The sequence below is a fragment of the Proteus faecis genome (genome assembly GCF_030286765.1).
GTDB lineage: Bacteria > Pseudomonadota > Gammaproteobacteria > Enterobacterales > Enterobacteriaceae > Proteus > Proteus faecis.
Genome location: NZ_JASVWV010000003.1, coordinates 84,245 through 96,394 on the forward strand (window position 1 = coordinate 84,245; position 12,150 = coordinate 96,394).

The 12,150-nt window shown below is 38.1% G+C and carries 11 protein-coding genes and 1 riboswitch; of the genes, 8 read left to right on the plus strand and 3 right to left on the minus strand.

The window, feature by feature from the left end; translation table 11 throughout:
• The first annotated feature begins 21 nt into the window (after positions 1-21).
• The 4 genes from baeR (at position 22) to fbaB (ending at position 4,517) form a co-directional block, all read left to right on the plus strand.
• Positions 22-729, plus strand: a complete 708-nt coding sequence (gene baeR / locus QSH13_RS05955; RefSeq protein ID WP_109395692.1) for an envelope stress response regulator BaeR — start codon at positions 22-24, stop codon at positions 727-729.
• 119 nt (positions 730-848) lie between these two features.
• Positions 849-2,228, plus strand: a complete 1,380-nt coding sequence (gene trhP, locus QSH13_RS05960; RefSeq protein ID WP_109395693.1) for a prephenate-dependent tRNA uridine(34) hydroxylase TrhP — start codon at positions 849-851, stop codon at positions 2,226-2,228.
• Between the two features lie 296 nt (positions 2,229-2,524).
• A complete protein-coding gene (yegS, locus tag QSH13_RS05965) occupies positions 2,525-3,418 on the plus strand; it encodes a lipid kinase YegS (RefSeq protein ID WP_109395694.1) in 894 nt (297 codons plus the stop codon).
• Between the two features lie 49 nt (positions 3,419-3,467).
• Complete coding sequence (gene fbaB, locus QSH13_RS05970; protein WP_006533078.1) at positions 3,468-4,517, plus strand: class I fructose-bisphosphate aldolase; 1,050 nt, start codon at positions 3,468-3,470, stop codon at positions 4,515-4,517.
• 50 nt (positions 4,518-4,567) lie between these two features.
• Here the strand turns inward: fbaB and thiD are convergent, their stop codons facing one another.
• Entirely contained in the window at positions 4,568-5,365 is a 798-nt protein-coding gene (gene thiD / locus QSH13_RS05975) for a bifunctional hydroxymethylpyrimidine kinase/phosphomethylpyrimidine kinase (RefSeq protein WP_109395695.1), read from the minus strand.
• A 51-nt stretch (positions 5,366-5,416) separates the two neighbouring features.
• Positions 5,417-5,505, minus strand: a riboswitch (TPP riboswitch).
• Positions 5,506-6,279: 774 nt separating this feature from the next.
• On the opposite strand from thiD, the gene pagP reads away from it, so the two are divergent.
• Positions 6,280-6,915 (plus strand): lipid IV(A) palmitoyltransferase PagP, encoded by a 636-nt coding sequence (pagP, locus tag QSH13_RS05980; protein ID WP_109395696.1) that lies wholly within the window; start codon positions 6,280-6,282, stop codon positions 6,913-6,915.
• Positions 6,916-7,029: 114 nt separating this feature from the next.
• On the opposite strand, the gene QSH13_RS05985 is transcribed toward pagP, so the two are convergent.
• Positions 7,030-8,412: an amino acid permease gene (locus QSH13_RS05985; RefSeq protein ID WP_109395697.1), complete on the minus strand. Its 1,383-nt coding sequence runs from the start codon at positions 8,410-8,412 to the stop codon at positions 7,030-7,032.
• Between the two features lie 149 nt (positions 8,413-8,561).
• A complete protein-coding gene (gene mgrB, locus QSH13_RS05990) occupies positions 8,562-8,738 on the minus strand; it encodes a PhoP/PhoQ regulatory lipoprotein MgrB (protein WP_164996175.1) in 177 nt (58 codons plus the stop codon).
• 337 nt (positions 8,739-9,075) lie between these two features.
• Here mgrB and QSH13_RS05995 point away from each other — a divergent pair, with 337 nt between their 5' ends.
• The 3 genes from QSH13_RS05995 (at position 9,076) to brnQ (ending at position 12,045) form a co-directional block, all read left to right on the plus strand.
• On the plus strand, positions 9,076-9,462 hold the full coding sequence (locus QSH13_RS05995) for a helix-turn-helix domain-containing protein (RefSeq protein ID WP_006533085.1): 387 nt from the start codon (positions 9,076-9,078) through the stop codon (positions 9,460-9,462).
• Between the two features lie 127 nt (positions 9,463-9,589).
• The gene (gene yidA, locus QSH13_RS06000; protein ID WP_109395698.1) at positions 9,590-10,396 is read left to right on the plus strand and encodes a sugar-phosphatase; all 807 of its coding nucleotides are present in this window, start codon (positions 9,590-9,592) and stop codon (positions 10,394-10,396) included.
• Between the two features lie 302 nt (positions 10,397-10,698).
• Positions 10,699-12,045: a branched-chain amino acid transport system II carrier protein gene (brnQ, locus tag QSH13_RS06005; protein ID WP_109395699.1), complete on the plus strand. Its 1,347-nt coding sequence runs from the start codon at positions 10,699-10,701 to the stop codon at positions 12,043-12,045.
• Positions 12,046-12,150 lie beyond the last annotated feature (105 nt).

A 12,150-nucleotide genomic window follows, 5' to 3' on the forward strand; every position in this document is an offset into this window, starting at 1 on the left:
TAATAACCATTGAGCCAATAAATGACCATATCTGAATCCCCCTATTCAATCTTGATTGTTGAAGATGAACCTAAACTTGCCCAATTGCTTATTGATTATCTTCAATCATCAGGTTATCAAACTTATTGGTTAGCAGATGGTGCTAAAGTGAGCCAGTATGTAAAACAACAACACTACGATTTAATACTATTAGATCTAATGCTACCTGTTAAAGACGGCATTACAATCTGTAAAGAGTTACGTCAGTTTTCAGATATTCCAATCATTATGGTAACGGCTAAAACAGAAGAAGTAGATCGACTACTCGGTCTTGAGATTGGCGCTGATGACTATATTTGTAAACCTTATAGTCCAAGGGAAGTCGTAGCCAGAGTCAAAACTTTATTACGCCGTTTTTATCGACCACAAGATATTATTCAAAGCGATAAATTAGTCGTCATTGATGAGCAGGCTTACCAAATCCAATACAACAATAAAATTCTTGATTTAACGACTGCTGAATTTCGTTTACTAAAGGCTTTAGCCACTCAGCCAGGCAAAATATTGACACGTGATCAACTTATGGATCACCTTTATGATGACTACCGTATTGTGACGGATAGAACCATTGATAGTCACATTAAAAATTTACGACGCAAACTAGAGCAACTTAACGATCAAATTGAATTTATTCGTTCAATTTATGGTCAAGGCTATCGTTGGGAAACCCAAGCTTACCGTTTTCGATGATATTTTTTCAGGAATACATTGAACCGCGCTACACTTAAGCGCTAGAATCCCCCCCTTTATGATATACCCCTACCCAATGTGTGGGGGACTGACTTGAAATCAGAACCAGGAAATTAACCATGTTTACACCCGAATTGCTCTCTCCTGCTGGCTCATTAAAAAATATGCGCTATGCCTTTGCTTATGGCGCAGACGCCGTTTATGCAGGTCAGCCACGTTATAGCTTACGTGTGCGTAATAATGAGTTTAACCACGAAAACCTTGCTAAAGGTATTCAAGAAGCCCACGAATTAGGTAAGCGCTTCTATGTTGTGGTTAATATCGCACCTCACAATGCTAAATTAAAAACCTTTATTCGTGACTTAAAACCCGTCATTGATATGGGTCCAGATGCGCTGATTATGTCTGATCCGGGTTTGATCATGATGGTACGTGAAGCCTTCCCTGAAATGGATATCCACCTTTCAGTACAAGCCAATGCCGTTAACTGGGCAACCGTAAAATTCTGGCGCCAAATGGGATTAACTCGTGTGATCCTTTCTCGTGAACTTTCTATTGATGAAATTGCTGAAATTCGTAAGCAAGTTCCTGATATGGAATTAGAGGTTTTCGTTCACGGTGCATTATGTATGGCTTATTCAGGCCGTTGCCTATTATCTGGTTATATCAATAAGCGTGATCCAAACCAAGGTACATGTACTAACGCTTGCCGCTGGGAATATAAAGTTGAAGAAGGCAAAGAAGACGATGTCGGTAATATCGTTGAAAAATACACGCCAATCCCGGTTAAAAATGTTGAGCCTACTTTAGGTGTTGGCGCGCCAACAGATAAAGTCTACTTAATCGAAGAAGCAAAACGCCCTGGTGAATATATGACTGCGTTCGAAGATGAACACGGTACTTATATCATGAACTCTAAAGACTTACGTGCGATTGAACACGTTGAGCAATTAACTCAAATGGGCGTGCATTCGCTGAAAATTGAAGGTCGTACTAAATCCTTCTATTACTGTGCTCGTACAGCACAAATGTATCGTCGTGCGATTGATGATGCAGTTGCAGGTAAACCATTCGATCCAACGTTGCTAACGACATTGGAAGGCTTAGCACATCGAGGTTATACAGAAGGTTTCTTACGTCGCCATACCCATGATGCATACCAAACTTATGAATATGGTTACTCTGTCTCTGACACTCAACAATTTGTCGGTGAATTCACAGGTAAACGCGTAAACGGTTTAGCTGAAGTTGATGTTAAAAACAAATTTGTTTTAGGTGATAGCCTAGAATTAATGACCCCAACTGGAAATATTCAATTTACGCTAGACACGCTGTTTAATAAAAAACAGCAACCAACGGATGTTGCACCAGGTAATGGTCACATGGTTTATTTATCTGTTCCTGAAGATGTTGATTTAGATTTTGCACTGCTGATCCGCAACCTACAAGGTACAACAACTCGCCAACCGCATAAAATTGATGCGGTAGAAGTGAAGTAAAGCGTCATAATCTGATTTAAAGTGGTCAATTTCAAATACAGATCACATCAATAATGATTTGTTTGCCGTATCATCAGTTCCGAAAAATAAAGAACTAGAATGAATACAGTAAGACTAGGAACCACCTCCTTGGCAAATCCAATCTCCCTTGGATTTGCCTTTTCTTTTTTCACTTCCCGTTATCAATTTTCTTTTCGTAAAACACACTCCTTTTTCGTTATCCTTTGTAAAAAAAATAGTAATTTTCTCGATATCCATTACCTTTAAAAGAGTGATTTAATTAAAGGGATTCATCAATGAGTAAAATTAATTTACTAATCATTAATGGAAAAAGCGCTAACGATAGTACATTGAGAAAAGCGGTTTACCAATTACGTGACGAAGGTTTTAATCTCCAAGTAAGAGTGACTTGGGAATCGAGTGATATACGACGTTTTGTACAAGAAGCCATCGATATGCAGGCCGAAACTGTAATTGCAGCCGGAGGGGATGGAACAATTAATAGCGTTGTATCTGAACTCATACATCTCTCCCCTTCGTCTTTACCAACACTTGGCGTTATTCCATTAGGCACAGCAAATGATTTTGCCACCAGCGCACAAATCCCTCGCGATATGGAAAATGCACTTAATTTAGCCGTTAAAGGGCGAGCTGTACCCATTGATGTTATTAATGTGAATAAGACCCGCTATTTTATCAATATGGCATCAGGTGGCTTTGGAACAAAAATCACAACAGAAACCCCTGAAGCGTTAAAGTCAGCATTAGGTGGAGCCGCCTATTTTATTAATGGTCTTTTAAGTATTGACACCTTAAAAGCTGATCACTGCACGATAGAAGCGGAAAATTTCCACTGGGAAGGTGAATCACTCATTCTCGGTATTGGTAATGGTCGCCAAGCTGGAGGAGGACAACAACTCTGTCCCGACGCTTTAATTAACGACAATAAACTCAATATCACCATTGTTGAAGCACACGAATTACTTCCTTCTCTTTTAAATAGCCTGTTTGATCGTAAAAAAAATGACAAGATTATCGAGCGTGAAAGTCGCTGGGTAAATATTAGCGCTTCTCATGAAATGGTATTTAATTTAGATGGAGAACCCCTTTTAGGGAATAAATTTGAATTTATTGTGTTACCTGAAGCGATCCACTGCCGGTTACCGCCTCAATGTGACTTGTTATCTTAATGTAGATAAATGACAATCACTCTCATCTCATCATGAACTGGAGTATGTAATGACTGATATAGTAAGTTTGTTAGGTGCTGATGCGAAATCATTATTGGAACATCGTTGCCAAACCATCCCGAGCGAAAATCTCTACCTGCCAGGTTCTGACTTTGTTGATCGCGTTATGATTGATAACAATCGCCCTAATAGCGTGTTACGTTCAATGCAAACCCTGTTTAATCATGGGCGTTTAGCGGGAACGGGTTATCTGTCCATTCTACCTGTTGACCAAGGGGTTGAGCACTCTGCTGCTGCCTCTTTTGCTGCAAACCCACTCTATTTTGATCCGAAAAATATTGTTGAGTTAGCTATTGAAGCGGGTTGTAACTGTGTTGCCTCTACTTATGGTGTTCTTGCTTCTGTTTCTCGTCGCTATGCACACAAAATCCCTTTTCTTGTGAAATTAAACCACAATGAAACCCTAAGCTACCCAGCGCAATATGACCAAACACTGTACGCCAGTGTAGAACAAGCCTTTGAAATGGGTGCTGTTGCCGTGGGTGCAACCATTTACTTTGGTTCACAAGAAAGCCGTCGCCAAATTGAAGAAATTTCAATGGCCTTTGAGCGTGCTCATGAGTTGGGAATGGTCACAGTATTATGGGCTTATTTACGCAACCCAGCCTTTAAAAAAGATGGCGTAGATTACCATGCAAGTGCAGATTTAACCGGTCAAGCAAACCATTTAGCCGCAACAATTGGTGCTGATATTGTTAAACAAAAAATGGCTGAAAATAACGGTGGCTTTAAAGCGATTGGTTTTGGTCATACTGATGAGCGTGTTTACACCAAACTCACTACTGAAAACCCAATTGATTTAGTTCGTTACCAATTAGCAAACTGCTATATGGGTCGTGCGGGATTAATTAACTCTGGCGGCGCTTCAGGTAATAATGACCTTGAAGATGCTGTTCGTACCGCAGTGATTAATAAACGTGCGGGTGGTATGGGCTTGATCTTAGGACGTAAAGCGTTCAAAAAATCAATGAAAGATGGCGTGGCTCTAATTAATGCAGTACAAGATGTTTATCTAAACAAATCTGTCACTATTGCTTAATTATCTGATTTTACAATCAGTTAAAGCCCCTTTTTAGGGGCTTTTTAGTATTACCACCAACGATGAAAATGATGCACAGGGCCGAAACCTTGTCCAACATCTAAACTATCTGCATGTTCTAATGCTTGCTGCAAATAGTTTTTTGCTTGTTCAACACAAATCTGCCAATTAGCAACTTGAGGACGAATAGCAGCTAAGGCGGCTGAAAGCGTACATCCTGTACCATGAGTATTTTTAGTATTAATGCGTTTAGAGGTAAATCGCCACTCACCATCTTGAGTAAATAACCAATCAGGGCTTTCATTTTCAGTTAGATGCCCTCCTTTCATCAACACCGCTTTACATCCTTGTTTTAGCAATGCATAACCTTGTTGCTTCATCGCTATTTCATCTTGAGCGACATCACAACCTAACAGTGCTGCAGCTTCGGGTAAGTTAGGCGTGATCAAATCAACCAGAGGCAAAAGCTGATTAACCATTTTATTAACCGCATCAGGTTGTAATAGAGGATCACCACTTTTTGCAATCATCACGGTATCAAGAACAACAAAGGGGATCGCATATTGCTGAAGTTTGGTGCAAACCACATCAATAATCGAGGCATTAGAGAGCATGCCAATTTTGGCACTATCAATTCGAACATCAGACAAGACAGCATCTAATTGAGCGGCAACAAAATCAGGGGATAAATCATAGACACTACGGACACCACAGGTATTTTGAGCAACAAGTGCCGTCATTACTGTTGTGCCATAGACACCCAGTGCTGAAAATGTTTTCAGATCGGCCTGAATACCTGCACCACCACTAGGATCAGTGCCTGCGATAGACAATGCATTGAATCTCACTGATTAACTCCTCCTTTCACCAGTTACAGAAAAGTCGGGCTCTGTTAATCAGCAGAGTTACCTTGACTTCCCTACGCTGGCATTATCCAGATCAGGTTATACGGGTTCATCTCAGCCATAAGGCGCCCCGAGCCAAAGCCTGTAAATTCAGGCGATAAGGAGTATCGCATGCTCAAGATAAAGATGCTAGTTTGATAGCTAATATCGATTTATAAATTCTCTCTTGTTGAGATTTGTTATTCAGTAAGATAAATCAGTTATAGTTGTATATAATAAATAGTAAGCCGAGGGCCTCTATTGCACGACATATCGATTTAAGAAAGGGTAAATAACAATTTTTTAATTTGCACTCTCTAACCATAGGATTATCTGTATAAAAAACAGTCCAAACGCCAGTTGTCAACGCTTAAACTTAAACGCTTTATAAACTAACCTCTGTTTTTTTCTTTTTTTTATTTAACTCTTTTTATTTGTTACTCTATTATTCAGCCAGAAATTAATCTTTTTTTCTAAACTGATGTTATTAATATTAAATTTATCTCAATATTTTAATTAAGTCATAATAATAAATATTTGTTAGGTTTTTTCTATTGAAAGTAACTAAGCCTATATTAAGGCTTGCAAACCTTATTTATTAGCTATTTATTTTTTAAATCTAATAAAATTTAATTTTCGTTAGAAACGATATATTATCATAAAAAAATAACATCATTTAATATCAGACAAAATGACGTTCATAAGTACAATAAGTCTATCGTTTTATTCTTAACCAACTCTAACCCTTTAAGATTTTATTTAAGATGTAAAGTTTCAGATACCTCTTATCTTAAATACTTGTCGATTAAATAACACTATTAGTAATGTTTATTTGTCATCACCAGAATCACTGTTTATGTCGTACTCGGAGTTACATTATGTCATCGTCCTATTTTCACCCTAGCGTATTAGCTACAACGCTGTTTTCACTTGCGTTAACAACTTCCGCTTTCGCTTCTGAAAATAATGCAAATAGCCATCAGACTATTATGACAGAAAACCAACAAGTCGCCAGCAACCCTCCTCAATCTAATAATGACGAGAATTACTGGGAAAAATTCAAACGTAATGTTAATCAAACTTGGGATAACGACCAATATAATTACTATTTACCTGTATGGACTTGGCATAACCGTTTTACTTACGATAAAGAAAAAACTGATCGTTATAACGAAACACCTTGGGGTTTTGGTATGGGAAAATATCGTTATGACAATGATGGTGATTGGCACTCTCTTTATGCGATGGCATTTATGGACTCAAATAACCGTGTACAACCTATTATGGGCTATGGTTTTGAGAAAATGTGGTATCCCAGTGATAAAAATGGGTTTCGTATGGGAGCCGGCTTTACACTAAGCATTACAGCGCGCCATGAATATAACTATATTCCTATGCCACTTCCTTTACCGCTAGTTTCTATCGGTTATGGGCATCTTTCACTACAAGCGACTTATGTACCAGGAACTTATAACAATGGTAACGTGTTATTTGCTTGGTTACGTTGGCAGTAACTCCTTTATTTTTGCCACTCAGAATAAATACAAACAATAAAAATAGAACATAAAAAAACGCATCTCAGTGATGCGTTTTTTGGTTCAACCGTGTGTTAACCAATCAGTAATAGCTTAAATATCTTGGCTTGCTTGAGCACTGTTCGGTGTTTTCTTCATACGGGATATTTTAAAACCAACCCATAAGAACGCGATCCAGAATGGCATTAAAATTACCGAAATATTCACTTGTGGCATAAATAAGATAATCACTAAAATCATGCATAAGAAAGCAAGGCAAATGTAGTTACCATAAGGATACCAAAGAGCTTTAAAGAAAGGCTCTACACCCTCTTTCGTTTTTGCAGCTCTAAATTTTAAATTCGCCAAACAGATCATAATCCAGTTAAGTACTAATGTGGTTACAACCAAGGCCATTAATAGTTCTAACGCTTGATCAGGTAATAAGTAATTAACTAAAATACCTAATGAGGTCGCAATAGCAGACAATAGTAACGACACTACTGGTACACCACGTTTATTAATACGAGAAAGTGCATGTGGCGCATTTCCTTGTTTTGCCAAACCATAAAGCATACGACTATTAGAATAAACGCCACTGTTATAAACTGACAGAGCAGCAGTTAATACCACAGCATTTAAAATATTTGCGATTAAGAAATTATCCAAATTATGGAAAATCAGGACGAATGGGCTTTCACCTTTCACAACTTGCGTCCAAGGATAGAGTGAAAGTAACACTAACAATGAGCCGATATAGAAAATTAAAATACGATAAACAACTTGGTTAGTTGCTTTTGGGATACTGACTTTTGGATTTTCAGCTTCAGCCGCGGTGATCCCCACCAGTTCAAGTCCCCCAAAAGAGAACATCACAATGGCTAATGCAGACATAAAGCCCGTAAAACCATGGGGGAAAAAACCTAGCTCCCATAAATTGCTAACCGAAGCTTGAGGGCCACCATTACCACTTGCCAGTAAGTAGCTCCCAAATAAAATCATACCAACGATCGCCAACACTTTAATAATGGCAAACCAGAATTCTGTTTCACCATACATTTTAACGTTAATCAAATTGATTAAGTTAATTGCCACGAAAAAGATAGCAACGGAAACCCAAACTGGAATATCAGGTAACCAGTAGTTAATGTATTTACCTGCAGCGGTTAATTCTGCCATACCGACAAGAATAAACATCACCCAATAGTTCCAGCCTGATAAAAAGCCAGCAAATGGGCTCCAATATTTATTAGCAAAGTGACTAAACGAACCCGCAACTGGCTCTTCGGCAACCATTTCGCCTAATTGGCGCATGATCATAAACGCAATAAAACCACCAATAGCATATCCTAATATTACTGATGGGCCTGTCATATTAATAGTTTGCGCTATACCAAGAAACAGACCAGCGCCGACAGCACCACCCAGCGCAATTAGCTGGATATGTCGATTTTTCAGACCGCGCTTAAGTTCTGTCTGTTGCGACTCTCTCGCCATACATCCTCTTCTCTTTATTATTTTATCAACTTAACATGTAAACTAATGTTTACGATTTTATTCATTTCGAGCCACCATTAAAACACTATTCTGACTTGAATAACAAATACATTTTATGCTAGGCGAAAAATAATAAGAAAAGCTATCTTTTAGTGATGTTTCGAGGGGAATAATGTGGTAAAGCGACAAAGACCTTGTTGGAAATCCTCTCCTCGATCGCAAAAATTATCTAAAGCCACCAGATAAAGGCCAAAGGTAATGGCCAATGCAATAATTAAGCTAATAATTATTTTCTTTGCGTTCAATTTAAAATCCTTTAAATACATTTTGTTAGTATGACTTACCACATTACAAGTATTCGCTTAAATACGATAACAAGAAAAGGAGTTGTTGTTATAAAATTCGCAATCAATTATCTCTATAAGTAAATTTAGCATAACTTTCATTATGAAAGGTAAACGCTTCCTCGACAGACTTCAGATAATGTGCATTATTTCGCTCTAAACTGTATGTAAAATGACCTTATATTAGTAAGTACACATTTTGCCAACGATTAGAGATAGCTATCCATTAATATGGATTTCTCTGTCTGCCATTTTTTGTATAAGATTAGGGAGTTAATTTTGATTTTTACCTTAACTTCATTGATAGAATGGAACTGTAATGCCACAAGATAATCATCTCGCATTAGTTTGCGCGCTAAGTAAATGGATTGAGGAGCATTTAGGCCGTGTTATCCATCTTGAAGAGTTGGCGGCTTATTCTGGGTATTCTCTTTGGCACATGCAGAAAATCTTTAAAGAAGTCACAGGCACCTCTTTAGGAAAGTATATCCGTCAGCGTAGATTAGCTGGTGCTATTCATTTATTACGTACCAGTGAACGCTCTATCTTCGATATCGCCCTTGATTTCGGCTTTGGTTCACAATCTCACTTTACTTATATGTTCCGTAAAGAGTATGGCATCACGCCTTTCGACTTTCGGCAAAATCAAGAGATCGTTTTAGAAACCAAACAGCCGTTACATTTACAATCACCTTGTTGTGATTAACCCTTCTATTTATGTGGCATTATACAGATAGCCTTTAATGTCACATAAATAATACTCAAGCTATGTGATGATAGACCGCTTCGTCCTTCCTTTATCATGATTGCTTTTATTTAATATGGGGATGCTAATGAGTATTAAGCTTATCGCTATTGATTTAGATGGAACCTTACTTAACAAACAACACGAAATTACGCCAGAAGTAAAACAAGCCGTTCAGAGAGCAAAAGAAGCGGGAGTTAAGATTGTATTGGCTTCGGGACGCGCTTTTAATGGCATCTATCCCTATTTAAAAACACTCGGTCTTGATACATCTAACTGTTACTGCATCAGCAATAATGGCAGCCAAATCCATCAAGCAGATAATGGTGAAGTAATTATTCAAGATCTACTTAATTTTGAAGATTACCTCTATTTTGAAAACCTCGCTCGCGAGATTGGTGTCCATTTTCACGTTATCAGTGATAATAAGATTTATACCACAAATAGTCATATTAGCCATTTCACCTGCCAAGAAGCCTTTCTATCTTGGACTCCGCTTTATTATCGTCCACTGAATGAAATGCAGACTGATATGCATTTTAGTAAGTTTATGATTGTTGATGCGCCAGCCGTTTTGGATAATGCGATTCAATATCTTCCTGCTAATATTTATGAACAATACAGTATATTACGCAGTGCACCTTATTTTATTGAAGTGTTGAACACCAACGTCAATAAAGGGAGTGCGGTTCAAAAAGTCGCTGAACATTTAAAGATCACACCAGAAAAAATTATGTGTATTGGTGACCAAGGTAATGATTTGGCAATGCTGAAATATGCAGGCTTAGGTGTTGCAATGGGAAATGCCCCTGAAGAAGTGAAAAAAGTCGCCAAATTCGTCACACTTTCTAATGAAGAACACGGTGTTGCAGTCGCTATCAATAAATTTATTTAAACACGATCTTTTTTGTGTTTTATCGCGAATGTCTACAAAATTATATAGCTATTGTGATCCTTAGCAGAGGATCACACTGCTTTTCAACCAAAAACATAGCCTTTTATTATTCTATAATTGCTGTTAAATGAGCGTTAAATCTGCCTTTCTTCTTACATATCCTTCAGAATTTGTTACTATCAATTCACTTTTCGTTATTCAAACTGCATTTTCACAACATATTAAGCTGTTAATTAGGCTAGATGTAGAATAACAAATATAAATCATTTATATATTTTCTTCACAGACAGGTAGTTTAAGTTATGCTTTCTACAAAAGATATGCTCGTTCTTGGAATGATGGTTTTTGCACTCTTCCTTGGTGCTGGCAATATTATTTTCCCCCCTATGGCGGGTTTTCAATCGGGAAACCTCTGGTTTAGTACATCTTTAGGTTTCCTAGTTACTGGCGTCTTACTCCCATTCCTAACCTTAGTTATCGTTGCAATTCGTGGACGTGGTGAGCGTCTTTCTATTGATTTACCTTCATGGGTTGCCGTCATCTTCTGGGTAGCACTGTATCTTATCGTAGGCTCTACTTTTGCGATGCCTCGTGTTACCAATACTGCTTATGAAATGGGTTTCTTACCTTTAGGGCTCGTTGAAAAAAATACGGCAACACATCTCACTTTCGCTCTTGTGTTTAACATCACCAGTATGTTCTTCATGTTAAAACAAGGCACGATGATAAGCGCCATTGGTAAATTTATGACACCCGCGCTCTTAATTCTGCTGGTTGTTGTTGGTATTGCTGTTGTGGCTAAACCAATTTCCCCAATTGGTGAACCGACAGGCCTGTATGCGGTAAATGGCTTCTTCTCTGGCTTTATTGATGGCTACCAAACCATGGATGTCCTTTCAGCTATGGCATTTGGCGGTATCGTGGCTCGTGCTTTATATACCAAAGGAATTACTGAACCACGCCAGATCGGTTTGATTACCGTAAAAGCGGGTATGATTTCAGTCTTACTGTTAGCCGCACTTTATCTGTGCCTTTTCTACTTAGGTGCAACAAGCCACTCTGTTTCTGTTTTTGCTGATCCTGCACTCAATGCTACTAACGGTGGTCAAATTTTCTCACGATATGTCGATGCGCTGTTTGGCTCTGTTGGTACGTGGTTAATGGGCGGGATTGTTTTATTAGCCAGTATGACAACACTTGTAGGTGTAACAAGTGCTGCTGCTGACTACTTTGCGACATTCCATCACCGTTTAGGCTATCGCTTTTGGGTTGTGGTATTTACATTAATGACCACAATTGTATCAACGTTTGGCCTTGATACATTATTACGAGTGACTATTCCTGCATTATTAATGATTTATCCAACCGCAGTCACATTAGTATTACTGCAATTTATTCGTAATAAATTAAAAACGCCTCGCTTTACCTATCGCGTTACAATTGCCATCATCGTATTAATGAGTCTTTTCGATACGTTGAAACAATTGAAATGGTTAAATGCTGACTTACTGCAATTATTTAGCTATATCCCGCTTTCTGATTATGGTCTAGGTTGGGTATTACCTGGTGCGATTGCATTTATATTTTCGTTGGTGGTTAGCTTAAATCTTAAAGAAGAAAGCCTTCCAGTAGGAGATTCAGCGAAATAAGCAACAATATAACACCTAATTTGTAATGCTGATTGTAAGTTGAGAAAAAAGCGTCTTCCAAATTCTATATTGGAGACGCTTTTTGCGTTTCTATTACTTAAATTT

Excerpts from the sequence above, each read along its gene's own strand:
- brnQ (WP_109395699.1), top strand. The coding sequence starts at position 10,699 with ATGCTTTCTACAAAAGATATGCTCGTTCTTGGAATGATGGTTTTTGCA.
- QSH13_RS05995 (WP_006533085.1), top strand. The coding sequence starts at position 9,076 with ATGCCACAAGATAATCATCTCGCATTAGTTTGCGCGCTAAGTAAATGG.
- baeR (WP_109395692.1), top strand. The coding sequence starts at position 22 with ATGACCATATCTGAATCCCCCTATTCAATCTTGATTGTTGAAGATGAA.
- pagP (WP_109395696.1), top strand. The coding sequence starts at position 6,280 with ATGTCATCGTCCTATTTTCACCCTAGCGTATTAGCTACAACGCTGTTT.
- yegS (WP_109395694.1), top strand. The coding sequence starts at position 2,525 with ATGAGTAAAATTAATTTACTAATCATTAATGGAAAAAGCGCTAACGAT.
- yidA (WP_109395698.1), top strand. The coding sequence starts at position 9,590 with ATGAGTATTAAGCTTATCGCTATTGATTTAGATGGAACCTTACTTAAC.
- fbaB (WP_006533078.1), top strand. The coding sequence starts at position 3,468 with ATGACTGATATAGTAAGTTTGTTAGGTGCTGATGCGAAATCATTATTG.
- mgrB (WP_164996175.1), bottom strand. The coding sequence starts at position 8,738 with ATGTATTTAAAGGATTTTAAATTGAACGCAAAGAAAATAATTATTAGC.
- QSH13_RS05985 (WP_109395697.1), bottom strand. The coding sequence starts at position 8,412 with ATGGCGAGAGAGTCGCAACAGACAGAACTTAAGCGCGGTCTGAAAAAT.
- trhP (WP_109395693.1), top strand. The coding sequence starts at position 849 with ATGTTTACACCCGAATTGCTCTCTCCTGCTGGCTCATTAAAAAATATG.